Source organism: Staphylococcus sp. Marseille-Q1834 (assembly GCF_916858875.1).
GTDB lineage: Bacteria > Bacillota > Bacilli > Staphylococcales > Staphylococcaceae > Staphylococcus > Staphylococcus pragensis.
This window is the reverse complement of record NZ_CAKASN010000001.1, coordinates 1750348-1770018: the sequence shown is the minus strand read 5'-3', so window position 1 is coordinate 1770018 and position 19671 is coordinate 1750348. Positions and strand designations below refer to the sequence as shown.

At 34.3% G+C, this 19671-nt stretch carries 17 protein-coding genes and 1 pseudogene; 7 read left to right on the top strand and 11 right to left on the bottom strand.

Annotated elements, in window-relative coordinates; all coding sequences use genetic code 11:
• The first annotated feature begins 31 nt into the window (after nt 1-31).
• A complete protein-coding gene (gene agrC, locus LIX58_RS08790) occupies nt 32-1321 on the top strand; it encodes a quorum-sensing sensor histidine kinase AgrC (RefSeq protein ID WP_154838377.1) in 1290 nt (429 codons plus the stop codon).
• A 12-nt stretch (nt 1322-1333) separates the two neighbouring features.
• Nucleotides 1334-2050: a quorum-sensing response regulator AgrA gene (gene agrA, locus LIX58_RS08785; protein ID WP_126565909.1), complete on the top strand. Its 717-nt coding sequence runs from the start codon at nt 1334-1336 to the stop codon at nt 2048-2050.
• 54 nt (nt 2051-2104) lie between these two features.
• On the opposite strand, the gene LIX58_RS08780 is transcribed toward agrA, so the two are convergent.
• The 7 genes from LIX58_RS08780 to LIX58_RS08750 form a co-directional block, all read right to left on the bottom strand.
• On the bottom strand, nt 2105-3067 hold the full coding sequence (locus LIX58_RS08780; protein ID WP_154838378.1) for a carbohydrate kinase family protein: 963 nt from the start codon (nt 3065-3067) through the stop codon (nt 2105-2107).
• Nucleotides 3068-4555, bottom strand: a complete 1488-nt coding sequence (locus LIX58_RS08775; protein WP_154838379.1) for a sucrose-6-phosphate hydrolase — start codon at nt 4553-4555, stop codon at nt 3068-3070.
• 82 nt (nt 4556-4637) lie between these two features.
• Entirely contained in the window at nt 4638-5588 is a 951-nt protein-coding gene (locus tag LIX58_RS08770) for a LacI family DNA-binding transcriptional regulator (RefSeq protein ID WP_154838380.1), read from the bottom strand.
• A gap of 107 nt (nt 5589-5695) precedes the next feature.
• A complete protein-coding gene (locus tag LIX58_RS08765) occupies nt 5696-6940 on the bottom strand; it encodes an ammonium transporter (RefSeq protein ID WP_154838381.1) in 1245 nt (414 codons plus the stop codon).
• Nucleotides 6941-7083: 143 nt separating this feature from the next.
• Nucleotides 7084-7308, bottom strand: a complete 225-nt coding sequence (locus LIX58_RS08760) for a sulfurtransferase TusA family protein (RefSeq protein WP_103296997.1) — start codon at nt 7306-7308, stop codon at nt 7084-7086.
• A 24-nt stretch (nt 7309-7332) separates the two neighbouring features.
• Entirely contained in the window at nt 7333-8427 is a 1095-nt protein-coding gene (locus LIX58_RS08755) for a YeeE/YedE family protein (protein WP_186805212.1), read from the bottom strand.
• 152 nt (nt 8428-8579) lie between these two features.
• Nucleotides 8580-9221 (bottom strand): redox-sensing transcriptional repressor Rex, encoded by a 642-nt coding sequence (locus tag LIX58_RS08750; RefSeq protein ID WP_154838383.1) that lies wholly within the window; start codon nt 9219-9221, stop codon nt 8580-8582.
• A gap of 245 nt (nt 9222-9466) precedes the next feature.
• On the opposite strand from LIX58_RS08750, the gene abc-f reads away from it, so the two are divergent.
• Nucleotides 9467-11404 carry a ribosomal protection-like ABC-F family protein gene (gene abc-f, locus LIX58_RS08745; protein WP_154838384.1) on the top strand — a complete coding sequence of 646 codons (1938 nt, stop codon included), beginning with the start codon at nt 9467-9469 and terminating at the stop codon, nt 11402-11404.
• 357 nt (nt 11405-11761) lie between these two features.
• Here the strand turns inward: abc-f and tsaD are convergent, their stop codons facing one another.
• From tsaD to tsaE, 4 genes are read right to left on the bottom strand one after another with little or no spacing between them, the layout of a single operon-like run.
• Entirely contained in the window at nt 11762-12787 is a 1026-nt protein-coding gene (gene tsaD / locus LIX58_RS08740) for a tRNA (adenosine(37)-N6)-threonylcarbamoyltransferase complex transferase subunit TsaD (RefSeq protein ID WP_154838385.1), read from the bottom strand.
• Entirely contained in the window at nt 12780-13244 is a 465-nt protein-coding gene (gene rimI / locus LIX58_RS08735; RefSeq protein WP_154838386.1) for a ribosomal protein S18-alanine N-acetyltransferase, read from the bottom strand. Before rimI ends, tsaD begins: the two co-directional genes overlap by 8 nt.
• Nucleotides 13217-13888: a tRNA (adenosine(37)-N6)-threonylcarbamoyltransferase complex dimerization subunit type 1 TsaB gene (tsaB, locus tag LIX58_RS08730; protein ID WP_154838387.1), complete on the bottom strand. Its 672-nt coding sequence runs from the start codon at nt 13886-13888 to the stop codon at nt 13217-13219. Before tsaB ends, rimI begins: the two co-directional genes overlap by 28 nt.
• Nucleotides 13869-14330 carry a tRNA (adenosine(37)-N6)-threonylcarbamoyltransferase complex ATPase subunit type 1 TsaE gene (tsaE, locus tag LIX58_RS08725; RefSeq protein WP_154838388.1) on the bottom strand — a complete coding sequence of 154 codons (462 nt, stop codon included), beginning with the start codon at nt 14328-14330 and terminating at the stop codon, nt 13869-13871. Before tsaE ends, tsaB begins: the two co-directional genes overlap by 20 nt.
• A gap of 488 nt (nt 14331-14818) precedes the next feature.
• Between tsaE and ilvD the strand changes: the two are divergent.
• The 4 genes and pseudogenes from ilvD to ilvC all read left to right on the top strand — a co-directional run bounded on the left by ilvD (nt 14819) and on the right by ilvC (nt 19653).
• Nucleotides 14819-16506 (top strand): annotated as a pseudogene (ilvD, locus tag LIX58_RS08720) (dihydroxy-acid dehydratase).
• Between the two features lie 18 nt (nt 16507-16524).
• Nucleotides 16525-18267, top strand: coding sequence for a biosynthetic-type acetolactate synthase large subunit (gene ilvB, locus LIX58_RS08715; RefSeq protein ID WP_226386256.1), 1743 nt, complete (start codon nt 16525-16527; stop codon nt 18265-18267).
• Nucleotides 18264-18503, top strand: coding sequence for an ACT domain-containing protein (locus LIX58_RS08710; protein ID WP_126565939.1), 240 nt, complete (start codon nt 18264-18266; stop codon nt 18501-18503). The genes ilvB and LIX58_RS08710 overlap by 4 nt, the downstream gene beginning before the upstream one ends.
• 145 nt (nt 18504-18648) lie before the next feature.
• The gene (gene ilvC / locus LIX58_RS08705) at nt 18649-19653 is read left to right on the top strand and encodes a ketol-acid reductoisomerase (RefSeq protein WP_226386255.1); all 1005 of its coding nucleotides are present in this window, start codon (nt 18649-18651) and stop codon (nt 19651-19653) included.
• The last annotated feature ends 18 nt before the right edge of the window (nt 19654-19671 follow it).

Below are 19671 nucleotides of genomic sequence, written 5' to 3'. Positions count from 1 at the left end.
GTTTATTTCTTTTTAGAAAGTGTGAAATGAAATGGATATATTAACTAATGTACCCTTAGCATTTTTTCAGGGATTTCTTTTATTTTTGACAGCTAAAATAATTTTAAATATTAAATTTACTTTAAGGGATTATTCCATTATTTTATTGGTTATGATCCCTTCGAGTTTTTTATTTTACTTTTTTGGAAGTATATCAATATTATATTTACTAATCGGTTGCGGAATTTTTTTATATACTAAAGTAAAACTTTATTCACTTATAACTGTTTTAAGTAGTGCTATTTTAATGTTTTTAAGTAATTTTATAGGCTTTTTCCTAGTTGTTGTAGTTGAGAATTTGACTAATAATTCTTTAATTATTTCTTTTTCATATTTATTGATATTTCTTCTTATCACATTAATATTAGCTTATTCAGTTAGGTTTTTAATTAATAAGTTGATGCAATCATACTTATCAATAAATAAGACTTATTTAACAGTAATTTCAATAGTACTCATACTTTCATGTATAATCTTATATATTTATTCGCACACTTCTAATCTAAGCGATGCTTCTTTAAAAATGTATGGTTTGATATTTATCGGTATTATATTCTTTTTCTCATTATTAATAGTGTTAATATCAAATTACACTATCAAAGAACTTCGCTACAAGCGTAATATGGAGGAAATTGAAACGTATTATGAATACACGTTACAAATTGAATCGATTAACAATGAGATGCGTAAGTTTCGACATGATTACGTTAATATTTTAACGACGATGTCTGAGTATATTCGTGAAGATGATATGACTGGTTTACGACAATACTTTAATGAAAATATTGTGCCAATGAAGGATAATCTTCAAATGAAATCGATTAAAATTAATGGCACAGAGAACTTAAAGGTTCGTGCTATTAAAGGTTTAGTAACTACTAAAATTCTTCAAGCTCAAGAGAAGAATATTCCTATTAGTATTGAAGTGCCTGAATTAGTAGAACATATTGAAATGAATACGATTGATTTAAGCCGAATTATTGGAATTATTATTGATAATGCCATTGAAGCTTCTGAGGATTTAGAGGATGCTTTAATTCGAATTGCTTTCATAAACACTGAAAGTTCGGTTATGTTTATTGTGATGAATAAATGTAAAGAAGATATGCCTCGTATTCATGAATTGTTCCAAGAACGCTTTTCAACTAAGGGAGAGAATCGAGGTTTAGGTTTATCAACATTAAAAGAAATTACGGATTCTACTGAAAATGTGTTACTTGATACAACCATTGAAAATGGCTACTTCATTCAAAAAGTAGAAATTATAAATAATATGTCATAAGGATGTGTAATGATGAAAATATTCATTTGTGAAGATGATGAAAAACAACGTGAAAATATGGTTTCAATTATTAACAATTATATAATGATTGAGGAAAAACCAATGGAAATTGCGTTAGCTACAGATGATCCTTATGAGGTTATAGAGCAATCGAAAGAAATGAATGATGTAGGTTGCTATTTCTTAGATATTCAATTAGAAGCCGATATGAACGGTATTAAATTAGGTAGTGAAATCCGTAAATATGACCCGATTGGCAATATCATTTTTGTGACAAGTCATAGCGAATTAACCTATTTAACATTTGTTTATAAAGTATCTGCGATGGATTTTATTTTCAAAGATGACCCTAGTCAGTTAAAAACAAGAATTATCGATTGTTTAGAAACTGCGCATACACGCTTAAAGTTACTTTCAAAAGAAAGTAATGTAGAAACGATCGAATTAAAACGTGGTAGCAATTCTATTTATGTACAATATGATGATGTGATGTTCTTTGAATCATCAACTAAGTCACATCGCTTAATTGCACATCTAGATAACCGTCAAATTGAATTTTATGGCAATCTTAAAGAACTTGCTCAGTTAGATGACCGCTTCTTTAGATGTCATAACAGTTTTGTCGTCAATCGCCACAATATCGAATCAATCGATTCAAAAGAACGTATCGTTAACTTTAAAAATGGTGAACATTGTTACGCTTCCGTTCGTAATGTAAAAAAAATATAGACATACAAAAGCACCAACTGATGACATTTGTCATAGTTGGTGCTTATATATTATCTACTTAAGATCTTTCGTTACTTCTTCTAGTGTAGGGATACTTTCAATCGCACCATATTGAGTCGTCACTTTAGCTGCTACTAAGTTACTGAATTTAAGTATGTTGTGACCTTCCTGTTCAAATAGTGCCGTAATATCAGTTGTTGAACTATTTAACATTCTACTAATTACCGCTCCTATAAAGGCATCTCCTGCACCAGTTGTATCAATTGCTTTCACTTTATAACCGTCGTGATGAATAGTTTCCCCATTTTTCAAGAAAATGGTAGCTCCTTTAGGACCTTGTGTATAAATGACTGCTTCAACATTACCTGTAAATAATGATTGAATCGCTTCTGATTCATCTGCTTTACCAGTAATGAACTCGATTTCTTCATCAGAGACTTTAATAACGTGTGCTTTAGGAATAAATTCTTGAATCGCCGCTTTACATGCCTCTGCACTATCCCATAATGGTAATCTTACGTTTGGATCAAAAACAACGATACCATTGGCAGCTTCGAATTTATCAATCATTACTTTGTGAGACGCTTTCATCTCACTTTCTACTAAATCGACTGAACAAAAATGTAAAATATCATGTTCTGAAATTGTAATTTCGTCTAAGTAAGATGGTTGATATAACATATCTGCTGAGGGCTTACGATAAAATGAAAAATCACGTTGCCCGTCTTCTTTTAGACTTACAAATGCTAGTGCCGTATTCGCCTCGTTAGTTCTTCTAATATACTGTGTACCTACGCCAAGTTGGTCTAACGTTTCTACAATAATATCGCCAAATGCATCGTGACCAAGTTGTGTTACCATTTCAGCATTAGCGCCTAGTTTTTGAGTCACACTCGCAACATTCGCGGGTGCGCCCCCTACTTGACGACTAAATTGAGTGACGTCTTTCAATTCAGAGTTAGTGACATTAGGAATAAAATCTATTAATGCTTCGCCTAGTGCATATAATTTTCTCATTTATCTCTCACCTTTAAGTTCATATTTCGTAAATTGTAAATATACTTGTCCTGACATAGTAGATGTTTTAATTCCTGTTGCTGCTTCATCTGGAAAAATTCGCGATGTAAGTACACGTTCGCCATCGTTACAGAATATTTCTACACTCGATGTGTCTACAAAAATTTGTAAATTTGTAAGTGGCGTATCTAAAATAGTGCTACGCGTCATATCTGTTACATTATCCGGTAACAAACCACTTTCTGAACGATCTAATGTGATTTTTTGTTCTCTCGTATTGTATGTAATCAGAGTTGAACATTTTTTGGAAGTACGTAATTCAAAATAGATTTCTGATGCTTCATTTTCCAAAATTTCAATATTTAATTCATAATGCGTGCCTTCATAAGGATGTAACATACGGGAAAATTTATCAGCATAACCTAATGCAGTTTCTTTGTTCGTGCGTAACTTCTCAAGCGCTTGATGAGGACGTTGTCTCAACTTACCCTCTTCAACAGATAATTCACGAGGAATCGTTAAACAATGTGCCCATCCTTCTGAATCAGTTGGATAATTAATTTCTGGCAAGCCCATCCATCCAATTAATATGCGTTTGCCATGTTCATCAACAAATGTTTGTGGCGCATAAAAATCAAATCCATTATCTAATTCAATAAATTCATTATGTTCAAAACTTAGAGAATCAAAATCTAATTCGCCAATCATATAACCGGACTGATAAATATTTCTAAATTTATCTCCTTTGGCATCTAGACCTTGAGGACTAAATAAAATGACATCTTCCCCATCTAATTTGAAGTAATCAGGGCATTCCCACATGTAGCCGAAATCTTCCAAACTAGTGTGAAGCTCACCTACAAATTCCCAATGCTCCAGTTGACGTTCTACTGTTCTATATAGTAAAAACCGACCTAATTCATTGTTATTTTGGACGCCAATGATAGCATAGAACTCACCATCATGTTCAAATACTTTAGGGTCTCTAAAATGACTTGTATAGCCCTCAGGTTGGTGTGCAATGACAGGCTTTTCAAATTTGTGAACTGTACCATCCTTATCTACTTTGGCTATCATTTGACTAGCATAGCGCTCCCAATGCTCATCGCGATGATTACCAGTATACATATAATATAACTGCCCCTCATGTTCAAAGGCACTCCCACTATAAACACCATGACTATCATATACCGTATCAGGCTTAAGTACTGGGCCTTGAGGCTCGAAAGTTACTAGGTCATTACTAGTATAATTAAACCAGTATTTCAAACCATGAACAGCACCTAAAGGAAACCACTGATGAGAAATATAATACTTGCCATCCAAATAGATTAAACCGTTTGGATCGTTAAGCAGTCCTGTCTCAGGTTGAATATGAAATGTTTGACGGTATTTAGATGATGCGACTTGATGTTTTAAGTCTTCTAATTGTGTTGATTCAACGTCCTCTAAACGACGATAACGTTCTTCTCTTGACCATTCAGCCATGTTATCCCTCCAATGATAGAGATTATTGTTTATTTCATTTTATCATTTCTATTGGTATCGGTCCCACATTTAAATATTTATTTTATAATTCGACAGAAATGAGCGTTTTTGATGCTTCCTTTTCCGAAAAAATTAAATCATGTAACTGTTTCATAGCTTGTGTTCCCGCTTCAAAATAATTAAATTTAACTGTGATAATCTCTGGGGATACCAATTGCGTCATCGGATCACCACCAAATCCATAGATAGATGGCATTTGTTTAGCATAATCGGTTTGGACACAATAATTATGTATCGCTAAAGCAATCGAATCAGTCGCACCAATAAGTGCATCCATCCGAGGCATAGTTTGAAGCATTTCTGCAACATCACGTTTCGCTTCTTCATACTTAAATGAAGTCTCAAATATTTGAGGATGAATATGATATTGCTTAAGCGCCTCAATTAAGCCCTGTTTACGTTCTATCCCCACAGCAATATCATCTTCCGTAACACCAAAGAAACAAAGATTTTGAAGTTGCTGTTGACCAATCATTTCCCCCACTAAGTATCCTGCTTGATAATCATCGTGAACGATACTATGCATGTGTTTATGCGACTGTCCCACAAGAATAATAGGCACATCGATTTTTTGTATTACTTCAAGATGTTGAGCAGTTAACGTTGTAGCCATGAGTATAATGCCATCCACCTTGCTTCTTGAAAAGGTTTCAAGTGCTGCAATCTCAGCATTAATATCTAATCCTGTATAATTTAACAGTAATTGATACTGGTGCTGCTGACACACACTTACAATGCCTTTAACGGTTTCATCTACTGCATGAGAGTTCATGCGTGGAATGATTGCTCCAATAATATTTGTATGTTTCGCACGTAAACTTTGAGCGAATTGATTAGGTTGATAATCATGTTCTGCAATAATACGACTCAATTTATCTTTTGTTTTTGCACTTACAGACCCATTATTTAAAAAGCGGGAGACTGTGCTTTTAGAGACTCCCGCTAATTTTGCGATATCTGATATATTTTTCATTAATTTAATCACCTAAATTTGTAGCCATTTAAGATATATTTTATCACAATTGTAATCGCTTAAAATACTAATTTTCAACTTAGGGATAGGCTGTTTCAAAATATATATTAATATCTTTTATTTAATTTATTAAGCTCACCGTAAAAGTATGCTTTCTCACCGTGAACAATTTCATCTAATCCTGTTTCGTCTTCTTCTTCAGTAGTTGCTAATGGCATCAGGTGTTGTAACACTTTTCCAATAACCCAAGTTACAAAAATGGTATAAATAACAACCACTACTACTGCAATAAATTGCACGAACACTGCATGGATATTACCAGTGTATACAAGACCATTGTCTATATCTCCATTAACAGCGTGAGATTGGAATACGCCGGTAAGCACTGCTCCAACTACACCGCCTACACCGTGAATACCAAACGCATCTAATGTGTCATTATATTTGAACTTCTCTTTAATAATGTTAATAACAAAGTAGCATGCGATACCACCGCAATTTGAAATGATATATGCATTTAAATAGCTTACATATCCTGCCGCAGGAGTAATAGCTACTAATCCTGCAAGGACCCCTGATAATAATCCAAGGAGGCTAAGTTTTTTCGTTACTATGTATTCTAGAACTAACCAACTGAAAGCACCGCCGCTAGCTGCAATTACAGTGTTTACAAATGAAGCTAATGCAACATCATTAAATGCATAGGCACTACCAGTATTGAATCCATACCATCCCATCCAAACGAGAATACCACCAATTAATGTGATTAATAAATTATGGGGCTGAATTTTTTCGATTTTTTTACCATTACCAATCATAATGGCTAAGATAAGTCCTGATACCCCTGAAGTAATATGTACAACAGTTCCTCCGGCGTAATCTAATGCGCCTAACTTACCTATCCAACCGCCACCCCAAACCCAGTGTGCCACTGGACTATAAATAACGATAACCCATATAATGATGAAAATTGTAAACGGAATAAATCTCATACGTTCCGCAATGGAACCAGATAAAATTGAGACCGCAATAGTACAAAACATCATTTGAAATAACATAAATAAGGCAAACGGAACATGCGGACTTAAATCTTGATTAATCGCAAAACCTACATGTTGTAAACCTATAAAATCAAAGTTTCCTATTAAGTCATTTCCAGATCCAAAACTTAATGTAAAACCGAATGTTATCCATGTGAAAGTTACGATAATCATCGCTGCCATACTTTGCATTACTGTGTTCAGTACGTTTTTAGATTGTACGAGACCACCGTAGAATAAACTTAATCCCGGTGTCATTACCCACACGAGTAAAGTACAAAGAAATAAAAAAATTGTGTCATCCATCTTCATAATTACCACTTCCTTTGAAAACATCATAATGTTAGTTTTTCAATATGGCAAAAATTCGTAAGATAAAATGACACAATATGTTACATAATATAACAAAAGAGGTTGATCTGTATGAGTTAAAAGCCTATTCTATTTGAATTTACTTATGCTTTTTGTACTGTAATTGTCCATGAAGCATCATCCAATTGTTCATAGTTTGTTACTGGATAACCTTGTTCTGCTGCCCAGTTTGGAATGGCTTCAGTCGCTTGGGTACAATCGAAATCTATTTTTAATTCATCACCATTTTCAAGTGTTTGCATTTTCTTTTGAGCTTCAATTAATGGGAATGGACATACCATGCCCACTGTACCTAATTCGTATAACATTATTATTCCTCCAATCCATTCTTTTTACGTTGTTTGAGGCTGTTTAGAAGTAGAAGCAGATTTTGTTTGCTTCGGTGTAGTTTGTTGTTGTAATTTCTTCATCGGTCTTACAAAAATGAAATAACTCATGAACCATACACCAAAGATCATAGATGCTAATGCTATCCAGCCTTTCCAAGACATAACTGCAGTTTCTACTAAGCCGTTACCAATTGAGCAACCGCCTGCAACTGAGGCACCGAATCCCATGCAAATACCACCAATTGCACTATTTCTGATAGTACGTTTATCTGGTAAACGCCATTTAAATTCATGGGAACCTCTTGCAGCAATATATGATCCTAAGAAGATACCTAATATTAATAGAACGCCCCAATCTACTAATTTTGTATCACCTGTAATTAAGAATGTAATTAAATTAGCAGAAGGTGTTGTAATGCCTAATCCATGATTACGTCCCGTTGACATACTCATTGGCCAAGCGATAAATGCTATAAGACCAACCGCGATACCCGCTACAAACGGATGGTAACGTTTCTCAAATAAATAGTGTCTAATACCTGTATATTTTTGTTTAAGTTTCGGTACAGCCATTTTAGGTTTAGGCTTACGTAACGTTTTCACTACGACAAATAATGTAATACCAGTTAAAACAATCGTTAACACCCACATTGGAATACCTGTAGTTTGAGCCATACTTGTATTCACTTTCGTAGGTTTGTTAATCCAATTCATCACTGGAAGTAAGACACCTGTTTTAGTGACTGCAGCAGTAACTGCGTACATAACGAGAGCAATCCAGCTTCCAATTAATCCTTCTCCAGCTCGGTACCAAGTTCCAGTTGCACATCCGCCTGCTAGAACGATACCTATTCCAAAAATGAAGGAACCAATAATAGTCCCTAAAATAGGAAATGTATCATAAGGAATTGCGATTAATCCTAAACTTGTTAATATTACAAGTCCAATACTTTGGACAGTGATTGCTACTAATAAAGCATAAAACATTTTATTATTTTTTTGCACATACATATCTCTAAAACCACCTGTTAAGCAGAAACGTGTACGTTGCATGACAAAGCCTAATAAAATCCCAACGATTAGGCCACTAATAATCATCCAAACCAAATTCAATTACATCCTTTCCCGATTGATTTACTAAGGTATTATAATAGATTAACAATTAATTATCAATAACATTTTTTTGAAATTAATTTTATTGAAATTAAAAAATCATTCTTCTGCACAAAAGAATGATTTCTGAATAATATTTATTGATTTGAATAGTTTTTCATGAAGAATAAAAGTGATTGTAATTCAATACCTAAATCAATGTGATGGACTTGAACGGTATTTGGCACATCTACTCTAGCAGGCGTGAAATTTAATATTCCTTTGACGTTAGCCTCAACTAGTTGATCTACGACGCTTTGGGCTACCTTTTCAGGTGTAGTAAGAATAACAACATTGATATCTTGTGTTTCAAGTACTTGTTGTAATTCATTCATATGATGCACTTTAACTTCACCGACTTGTTGACCCACAATTTCTTTATCAATATCGAACGCTTCAGTAATAGTCATTTCATCATGAATCGAAAAGTTATATGTTAAAAGTGCTCTTCCTAAGTTCCCTACTCCGACTATAGCAATATGGATGTCTTCACTATCGCTAAGTTCAGATTTAAAAAATTCAAATAAACTATCAATATTGTAGCCATAACCTTTTTTCCCTAACTCACCAAAGTATGAAAAATCCCTTCTAATAGTGGCTGATTCAATATTTAGCGCCTCACTGATAGTTTTTGAATTAACGCGATCAATTCCTTTTGTCTTCAAGGTGTTAACGAATCTATAATATAATGGTAATCGTTTCAATGTTGCACGAGGAATTTTAGCTTGATTTTGAGCCATTAAAGTTGTCCCCCTCTTGTTTGAACTTTTTAATCTATGTATCCAAACTAATTAGCGTGCAATTAGTCATTTATTTAAAATCATATTATGTCCCATAATGAATACTGACATATTATACCCTAACACTTTTTAAAAATAAATATCTTAGTTTCATGTAACTTTATTATACGGTAAAATAAAGAGTAATGTATAAGGCTATTTTGTGATAAATACTTTTGTTAAAACAATAGAAAGGTGAAACCTGAATGATACTGTTGCAATTAAATGACATTTCGAAGTCATTCGATGGTGAAGATATATTTACTAACGTCAATTTCGAAGTTAAAACTGGCGAACGTATTGGCGTCGTTGGTCGAAATGGTACTGGCAAATCCACTTTAATGAAGATTATTGCTGGTGCTGAAGATTATGATAGTGGCCATATTTCTAAAATCAAAAATTTACGAGTGGGTTATTTAACTCAACAAATGACACTTAATTCTTCATCTACTGTGTTTGAAGAAATGTCTAAACCTTTTGAACACATTAAAAATATGGAAGGTTTAATTAAAGAAGAAACAGATTGGTTAGCAACGCATGCCAATGATTATGATACTGAAGATTATCAACGTCATATGGAACGCTATGAATCGCTATCTAATCAATTTGAACAACTTGAGGGCTATCAATACGAAAGTAAGATTAAAACTGTATTGCATGGTCTTAATTTTAAAGAAGAAGATTTCAGCAAACCTATTAACGACTTTAGTGGAGGCCAAAAAACACGTTTATCTCTAGCACAAATGTTGTTAAGTGAGCCTGATTTATTATTACTAGATGAACCGACGAACCATCTTGATTTAGAAACGACTAAATGGTTAGAAGATTATTTAAAATACTTTAAAGGTGCCATCGTCATTATCAGTCACGACCGTTACTTCTTAGATAAAATAGTGACACAAATTTATGATGTAGCACTTGGAGATATTAAACGTTACGTAGGTAATTATGAACAATTCATTGAACAACGAGATAAATATTATGAACAGCGCATGCAAGAATATGAAAAACAACAAGACGAAATTAAGCGTCTCGAAACGTTTGTAGAGAAAAATATTACTCGTGCATCTACAAGTGGAATGGCTAAAAGTCGTCGTAAAACGTTAGAAAAAATGGAGCGCATTGATAAACCTATGTTGGATGCGAGAAGCGCCAATATTCAATTTGGTTTTGATCGCAACACTGGTAATGATGTGATGCATATTCGCAATTTAGAAATTGGTTATGAAACACCTATTACCAAACCTATAAATATCGAAGTCACTAAAGGCGATCATATCGCTATTATTGGCCCAAATGGTGTAGGGAAAACAACACTCATTAAAACAATTGCTAACCGCCAAGCTAAATTAGGTGGCGAGGTCATCTTCGGTGCTAATCTTCAAATTGGGTACTATGATCAAAAACAAGCTGAATTTAAATCTAATAAGACCATTTTAGATTATGTTTGGGATCAATATCCTAATATGAATGAAAAAGATGTCCGAGCAGTATTAGGACGATTTTTATTTGTACAAGATGACGTCAAGAAAATCATCAACGATTTATCTGGGGGCGAAAAAGCACGCCTTCAATTAGCACTATTAATGTTACAAAGAGATAATGTTTTAATCCTTGATGAACCTACCAACCATTTGGACATTGATTCTAAAGAAATGTTAGAACAGGCTTTACAACACTTTGAAGGTACGATTCTATTTGTTTCTCACGATCGTTACTTTATCAATCAATTAGCGAATAAAGTATTTGATTTAAATAAAGATGGTGGCCAAATGTATCTAGGTGATTATCAATACTATATTGAAAAAACTGAAGAAGCTGCTGCCTTACAAGCATTTGAAGCGGAACGTACTGATGTTAGTACAGGTGCAGATGAAACTTCTAACAATAAACAAATCAGTAGTTATGATAATCAAAAACAACAACGTAGAGAGCAACGTAAATTAGAACGTCAAATCGAGCAATGTGAAGAGAAAATAGAACAATATGAGAACGATATAACCCATATTGACGAACAACTTACACAACCTGAAATATTTAATGATCCCATCAAAGCAGCAGAACTTGCTAATGAAAAAACTGAGACCGAACAGAAATTAGAACAAGTTATGATAGAATGGGAAGAATTACAAGAAATGTTATAAAGTATCCCTAAGATTAAATAACTAGAAAATAACTTAAAATTTTCTAGTTATTTTTTTGTATTTTTTAATCACAATATTATAAACACTTAAAACTCTGATATATCAAGTATCCACAGACTTATCCTAGTTATCCACAATTCAAATTTTCTGTATTTACATTTCTTTTACACAAAATTAATATCATATCCACATTGTTAAGCACTACTTACCCACAGTTTATTCACATTTTGTTGATAAGTACGCATGTTCCCTATTGACTTACTCATTTTCAAATCATTTCTATTTAGTATTTGATAATAAAAAAAGTGCTAAGTACACATGAATCTATCATTCATCATACTTAACACTAAGCTATAATTATTCTACTGTCGCTTCTTCAATATCCATATTATTTTGACCATTTAAATCTAAATCTGCTGTAATACCAGCTTTATAGTAATAGTATGCTGCAGCACCAATCATTGCCGCATTATCTGTACATAATTTAGGGCTTGGTATAGATAGTTTGATATCATGGTCTTCACATAATTCTTGTAAACGTTGACGTAAACCTTTATTACTCGCAACGCCTCCTGCTACGATTAAACGATTGACATGATATTCCTCACAAGCATGAATTGCTTTCGTACTTAGTACTTCGACCACACTATTTTGGAAACTAGTAGCCACATTTGCTTTATTGATTTCTTCATTCTTTTGTTTTAAATTATGCAATTTATTTATCACAGCACTTTTCAAACCACTAAAACTAAAATCATAGCTATCTTTCTCTAACCATACTCTTGGAAAATCGTACGTATCTTCTCCTAAAGCCGCTAATCTATCTACTTCTGGACCACCTGGATATGGTAAGCCAATCGTTCTAGCGACTTTGTCATAGGCTTCACCCACTGCATCATCACGAGTTTCACCAATCACTTCGAAATTCATATGATCTTTCATATAAACTAATTCAGTATGACCACCAGAAACGATAAGTGCCATTAAAGGAAACGTTAAAGGTTCTTCTAAGTGATTCGCATAAATATGACCAGCAATATGATGAACCGGAATAAGTGGTTTGTCATAAGCAAATGCTAAAGCTTTCGCAGCATTAATACCAATTAACAATGCTCCAATTAAACCAGGACCCTGTGTTACAGCAATAGCATCAATCTCATTCATTGTAACATCAGCAGTTACAAGCGCTTCTTCAATCGTAGCAGTGATGCCTTCTACATGATGTCTGCTTGCCACTTCAGGTACGACGCCACCGAAACGTTTATGACTTTCGATTTGGCTTAACACTGTATTTGATAATATGGTATCGCCATTTTTGATAACACTGACACTTGTTTCATCACAACTTGTTTCCACTGCTAATATTAAAGTTTCATTATTCATTTAAATTCACCCACATAACTAACGCATCCTCGCCTTCTCCATAATAATTTTTACGTTTACCTCCAAATTGGAACCCTAAGTTTGTGTAGACATGTTGCGCTACAACGTTCGTTACTCTGACTTCTAGACTCATTATGTCACACGTTGTACTCGCGAAATCCATCACATATTTAAGTAATAATTGTCCTAATCCATAACCTCTGTAATCTTTTCGAATGGCTACGGTAGTAATCTGTGCTTGATCAATCACTACCCAAAGCCCTAAATAACCAATAATCTCACCCTCGAAAATGATAACAAAATACTTTGCGAAGTTATTTTCATTCAGTTCATGATAAAACGCATCAATTGTCCAAGAACTGTCATTAAAACTTTCACGTTCAATATCAAATACACTTGGGACATCATCAACTTGCATTGCTCGTATCGTTAATTCTGATTCTGTTGGTTTAACCAATTGCGTTCCGCCTCTGACATTTTAATATAATTGGGTACAAATGTATGGATATTTTCAGGTTCCGCTATCAATGAATACATTATAGCTGCACGCGGTAAATTAGCCTGGATATCACCATTTAATTGTTCTGCTAACTTTTCAGCATCTGTTCCAATAAATAAATACGATTGCTGATGTTTGTTTAACCAGTCTAATAATTCTTTAATTGAAATATATTGATCTTCTAAAATGGTTCTTAATTGTCCATCAACGTATTGATAAACACCCGTATAGACCGCTTCACGACGAGCATCAAACACTGGTACTAATAAACGTTCTTGAGCTTTAGTTTCTTCTACTGTCGCTGCTAAAGCCTGTAATGAAGATACGCCATATAAGTCAGTATTTAAAGCATACGCTAATGTTTTAGCAGTAGTCACACCGATTCTAACACCTGTATAAGAACCAGGACCTTTAGCTACTACAATCGCATCTAATTCTTCTTTATTTAAATTCGCTTGTTCAAATAACGCTTTAATACCTGGCATCAATTGACTGGAGTGATCTTTATTACTTTCAACAGTCTGCTCTGCCAAAACTTGGTCATTAGCCATTAAAGCAATTGACATCGGACGATTAGACGTATCAATAAGTAGTGAATTCACGTTCTACTTCCTCCTTAACTTTAGAATAGTGATCGCCTTTTGCAATCAATTCAATCTCACGTTCTGTTTCACTCACAGTTTTAATATTAACAATTAACTGCGTAGCGGGTAATAAATCTTCGATAAATTGACTCCATTCAATCACGGTAATTGCTTCATCTTCAAAATATTCATTAAATCCTAAATCTTCATCAGAATCTTCAAGACGATAACAATCCATATGATGTAACTTTAGCGATTGACCTTTATACGATTTGATAATATTAAAGGTAGGAGAATTAATATTTCGTTTTACGCCAAGATGTTTACCTATAAATTGTGTTAATGTTGTTTTACCTGCGCCTAAATCTCCATTTAATAAAATTAAATCTCCTGATTCAAGATGTTTAACTAATATGCCAGCAAAACGATTCATGTCATTTAAATGTTTTATACTTATCATTTGCTTTGCTCTCTCCTATTTTGAAAATTCCTTCTACAAACATATTCATTATTTCTTACAATTAAAAAATTTAGCTATGTTGGTCTCAATTTTAACTTACTAATTGTAACAAATTTTAGCGGAAATTTCTCTCTATTCAGTTGAAATACATATCTGTGAATTGTTAGAAAATTCAAAAAAGAGTATTGACTTAAAAAACGCATTGTAGTAAATTTAATTTATCGAATTTTAAAACAATTCTAACAATTTAAATAACCGACCATTCACTAGAAAGGAGTATATTAAAATGACTCAATTTAATACGCAACCACACGCTGTAATACATAATTTAATTATTTTATTATACTCCGAAGGGCTGGAACTTTAGTATTTAATAATATGCTAAAAGTTTAAGTCCTATTTCTCATTGAATGGGACTTATAAACGTCCCAATCACATTGGGGCGTTTTTTTATTTTTATAATTTACAACATGACGGGGGAATTTTTAATGAGAAGCGACATGATAAAAAAAGGTGATCATCAAGCACCTGCTAGAAGTCTTTTACATGCCACGGGCGCACTCAAAAATCCAACAGATATGGACAAACCATTTGTAGCAATTTGTAATTCTTATATCGATATTGTGCCAGGACATGTCCACTTGCGAGAATTAGCTGATATTGCCAAGGAAGCCATACGCGAGGCAGGAGCTATTCCATTTGAATTTAATACAATCGGCGTTGATGATGGCATAGCTATGGGCCATATTGGTATGCGCTATTCACTTCCTTCCCGAGAAATTATTGCAGACGCTGCTGAAACAGTCATTAATGCACACTGGTTTGATGGCGTATTCTATATTCCAAATTGTGATAAAATCACACCGGGTATGATATTAGCTGCTGTTAGAACCAATGTACCAGCCATTTTTGCTCTGGAGGACCAATGAAAGCTGGTCTCTCTGCTCAAGGTAAAGCACTTACTTTATCTTCAATGTTTGAAGCTGTCGGGGCTTTTAAAGAAGGTAGCATTACTAAAGAAGAATTTCTAGATATGGAACAGAACGCCTGTCCTACTTGTGGTTCATGCGCAGGTATGTTTACCGCTAATTCAATGAACTGTTTAATGGAGGTTCTTGGTTTAGCTCTACCTTATAATGGCACAGCTTTGGCTGTTAGTGATCAACGACGTGAAATGATTCGCGAAGCTGCTTTTAAATTAGTAGAGAATATTAAAAAGGATATCAAACCTCGAGATATTGTCACTAGAGAAGCAATTGATGATGCTTTCACTTTAGACATGGCAATGGGTGGTTCAACAAATACTGTCTTACATACATTAGCAATTGCTAATGAAGCTGGAATTGATTATGACCTAGAACGTATCAATGAAATTGCGAAACGTACCCCTTACTTATCCAAAATAGCACCAAGCTCTGCTTATTCAATGCATGATGTGCATGAAGCTGGAGGTTGCCCGGCTATTATTAATGAATTAATGAAAAAAGAAGGCACGTTACACCCTGATCGTATTACAGTCACAGGCAAGACATTGAGAGAAAATAACGAAGGTAAAGAAATTAAAAACTTCGAAGTGATTCACCCACTTGATGCACCTTACGATAAAGAAGGCGGTCTATCCGTACTATTTGGTAATTTAGCGCCAAAAGGTGCAGTTATTAAGGTAGGTGGTGTAGATCCATCTATTAAAGTATTCACTGGTAAAGCCATTTGCTTTGATTCACATGATGCAGCTGTTGAAGCAATTGACAATAAAACAGTACGCGAAGGCCATGTCGTCGTTATTCGTTATGAAGGCCCTAAAGGTGGTCCAGGTATGCCAGAAATGTTAGCCCCTACTTCTTCAATCGTAGGTAGAGGTTTAGGTAAAGATGTAGCATTGATTACTGACGGACGTTTTTCAGGAGCTACAAGAGGTATCGCTGTTGGACATATTTCTCCTGAAGCCGCTTCAGGTGGGCCAATAGGATTAATTAACGATGGCGATGAAATTACCATTGATTTAATACATCGCACACTTAACGTTAATCAACCTGATGAAGTACTTGAGCAACGTAGACAAGTTTTACCCCCTTTTAAAGCGAAAGTTAAAACAGGTTATTTAACGCGATACACTGCTTTGGTTACTAGCGCAAATACAGGTGGCATAATGCAAGTGCCTGAGAATCTTATTTAATATTAAGGAGTGTTAGCAATGACGAATAAAAAGGAAAGTAACGTAATCGAATCTCAATCTTCAGAGTCACAATCTCATTCGAATGAACCCCTTTCTGGTTCAGAATTACTAGTTGAAACATTATTACATGAAGGCGTAGATTTCATCTTTGGTTACCCAGGAGGTGCCGTATTACCCCTATACGACACATTTTATGATGGCAAGATTAAACATATTTTAGCTCGTCACGAACAAGGTGCTACACATGCTGCTGAAGGATACGCTCGTGTTTCCGGTAAAACAGGCGTCGTGGTCGTTACTAGTGGTCCAGGTGCAACAAACGCTATCACTGGTATTACTGATGCTTATAGTGATTCACTACCCCTTGTAGTATTTACTGGTCAAGTAGCAACACCAGGTATTGGTAAAGATGCTTTCCAAGAAGCAGATTTACTTTCAATGACTACACCAATTACTAAAGCTAATTACCAAGTAAAACATGTGGATGATATTCCAAGAATTGTCCACGAAGCATTTTATGTTGCTAACTCGGGACGTAAAGGACCTGTAGTCATTGACTTCCCTAAAGACATGGGTGTGTTAACATCTTCTGCTCCCCTTGAAAATGAAGTTCATTTACCTGCATATAAAGTTGTTGAAGAACCAAATAAAACTGATATTCAGCAATTATGCGAGTATTTATCTAAAGCTAAAAAACCACTTATTTTAGCTGGAGCAGGTATCAATCATTCAAAATCGAATAGCTTGTTAACAGCGTTTGTCACTCAACATCAAATACCCGTAGCCACTACATTATTAGGCTTAGGTGCTGTACCTTATGAGAATCCTCTCTTCTTAGGTATGGGCGGTATGCATGGATCATATGCGAGTAATATGGCATTGACTGAATGTGATTTACTCATTAACTTAGGTAGTCGTTTTGATGACCGTTTAGCAAGTAATCCTAATGAATTTGCTCCAAATACGACAATTGTACATGTAGACATTGATGAATCAGAAATCAATAAAGTTATTTCAACTAATTTAGGCATCGTTGCTGATTGTAAGAAAGTGCTCGAAGCGTTAGCGCAGACCTTTTCAAATACAGTAGAACACTCTGAATGGGTTAAACATTGTTTAGCGAATAAAGATAAACATCCGTTTAAATATCAGCCAGCCGACGAGACGTTCTGTAGACCTCAAGAAGCCATTGAATATATCGGCAAGATTACTCATGGCGATGCAATTGTAACGACTGATGTAGGTCAACATCAAATGTGGGCAGCTCAATTCTATCCATTCAAAAACTATGGCCAATGGGTTACGAGTGGTGGTTTAGGTACGATGGGCTTTGGTATCCCTTCTGCAGTCAGAGCACAATTAGCTGCGCCAGATAAGACAGTCATTTGTTTCGTCGGTGACGGTGGTTTCCAAATGACTAACCAAGAAATTGCTTTATTGCCTGAATACAACCTTAATGTAAAAATCGTCCTTATTAATAATGGAACGTTAGGCATGGTTAAACAATGGCAAGATAAATTCTTTAATAAACGTTTTTCTCATTCCGTATTTAATGACCAACCTGATTTTATGAAAATGGCTGAAGCATACGGTATCAAAGGTTTCTTAATTGATAATCCTAAACATTTACACGCAACATTGGACGAAGCTTTTACATACGAAGGACCTGCATTAATTGAAGTTAGAGTATCCCCTGTTGAACCAGTTAATCCTATGATTCCTAGTGGTAAAGCGAATCATGAAATGGAGGGTCTAGAATGAAAAGAACGTTACATTTAAAAGTTACAGATCAAGTGAGTACGTTAAATCGAATTACAAGTGCTTTTGTAAGGTTACAATATAATATTAGTGAATTAATCGTTAAACCTTCTTCAGAGGAAGGCATTTCAGATATGTTAATCACCGCAAATATTGAAGATGAAGCTATACTTAAAATTTTAATTGCAAAGTTAAATAAACAAATTAGCGTCATCGATATTGAAGAAGTTAAAGCTTAATATTTATATTTAATGAAATGATGCGCTAGCATTTACAAATAATTTAATAACATAATGCCTATCATCAATAATTGTAGATAATTTATATCTATAATTTTAAGAATATTCAAAATTTTATGCAAGTTACAAATTGGAGGAACATATTATGACAAAAGTTTATTATGATCAATCAGTAGAAAAAGATGCTTTACAAGGTAAAAAAATTGCAGTAATTGGTTACGGTTCACAAGGACATGCGCATGCACAAAACTTAAAAGACAATGGTTATGATGTAGTCGTTGGTATCCGCCCTGGACATTCTTTCGATAAAGCTAAAGAAGATGGCTTTGACGTATATCCTGTTAATGAAGCAGTCAAACAAGCAGATGTCGTTATGGTGTTATTACCAGATGAAATCCAAAGTAACGTATACAAAAATGAAATTGAACCTAATTTAGAAGCGGGCAATGCATTAGCTTTCGCACACGGATTTAACATTCACTTTGGTGTTATTCAACCCCCTGCTGACGTAGATGTATTCTTAGTTGCACCTAAAGGTCCTGGTCATTTAGTAAGACGTACGTTTGTAGAAGGTACTGCTGTACCAGCATTATTCGGTGTACAACAAGATGCTTCAGGTCATGCACGTGATATCGCATTAAGTTATGCAAAAGGTATTGGTGCAACACGTGCTGGTGTTATTGAAACTACATTCAAAGAAGAAACTGAAACTGATTTATTCGGTGAACAAGCTGTACTTTGCGGTGGTATCCATAAATTAATTCAAAGTGGTTTTGAAACTTTAGTTGAAGCTGGATATCAAAAAGAATTAGCATACTTTGAAGTATTACATGAAATGAAATTAATCGTTGATTTAATGTACGAAGGCGGAATGGAAAACGTTCGTTATTCTATTTCAAATACAGCTGAATTTGGTGACTATGTATCTGGACCACGTGTTATCACTCCAGAAGTTAAAAATAACATGAAAACTGTATTAGAAGATATTCAAAACGGTAACTTTGCTAATCGTTTTGTTAAAGATAATGAAAATGGCTTTAAAGAATTCTATCAATTACGTGAACAACAACATGGTCATGAAATCGAAGCGGTTGGTCGTGAATTAAGAAAAATGATGCCATTTATTAAATCTAAAAGTATCCAAAAATAAATAACAAGGAGATGTTAA

Coding starts and splice junctions, on each gene's coding strand:
- agrC (WP_154838377.1), top strand. CDS start 32: ATGGATATATTAACTAATGTACCCTTAGCATTTTTTCAGGGATTTCTT.
- agrA (WP_126565909.1), top strand. CDS start 1,334: ATGAAAATATTCATTTGTGAAGATGATGAAAAACAACGTGAAAATATG.
- LIX58_RS08780 (WP_154838378.1), bottom strand. CDS start 3,067: ATGAGAAAATTATATGCACTAGGCGAAGCATTAATAGATTTTATTCCT.
- LIX58_RS08775 (WP_154838379.1), bottom strand. CDS start 4,555: ATGGCTGAATGGTCAAGAGAAGAACGTTATCGTCGTTTAGAGGACGTT.
- LIX58_RS08770 (WP_154838380.1), bottom strand. CDS start 5,588: ATGAAAAATATATCAGATATCGCAAAATTAGCGGGAGTCTCTAAAAGC.
- LIX58_RS08765 (WP_154838381.1), bottom strand. CDS start 6,940: ATGAAGATGGATGACACAATTTTTTTATTTCTTTGTACTTTACTCGTG.
- LIX58_RS08760 (WP_103296997.1), bottom strand. CDS start 7,308: ATGTTATACGAATTAGGTACAGTGGGCATGGTATGTCCATTCCCATTA.
- LIX58_RS08755 (WP_186805212.1), bottom strand. CDS start 8,427: ATGATTATTAGTGGCCTAATCGTTGGGATTTTATTAGGCTTTGTCATG.
- LIX58_RS08750 (WP_154838383.1), bottom strand. CDS start 9,221: ATGGCTCAAAATCAAGCTAAAATTCCTCGTGCAACATTGAAACGATTA.
- abc-f (WP_154838384.1), top strand. CDS start 9,467: ATGATACTGTTGCAATTAAATGACATTTCGAAGTCATTCGATGGTGAA.
- tsaD (WP_154838385.1), bottom strand. CDS start 12,787: ATGAATAATGAAACTTTAATATTAGCAGTGGAAACAAGTTGTGATGAA.
- tsaE (WP_154838388.1), bottom strand. CDS start 14,330: ATGATAAGTATAAAACATTTAAATGACATGAATCGTTTTGCTGGCATA.
- ilvB (WP_226386256.1), top strand. CDS start 16,525: ATGACGAATAAAAAGGAAAGTAACGTAATCGAATCTCAATCTTCAGAG.
- LIX58_RS08710 (WP_126565939.1), top strand. CDS start 18,264: ATGAAAAGAACGTTACATTTAAAAGTTACAGATCAAGTGAGTACGTTA.
- ilvC (WP_226386255.1), top strand. CDS start 18,649: ATGACAAAAGTTTATTATGATCAATCAGTAGAAAAAGATGCTTTACAA.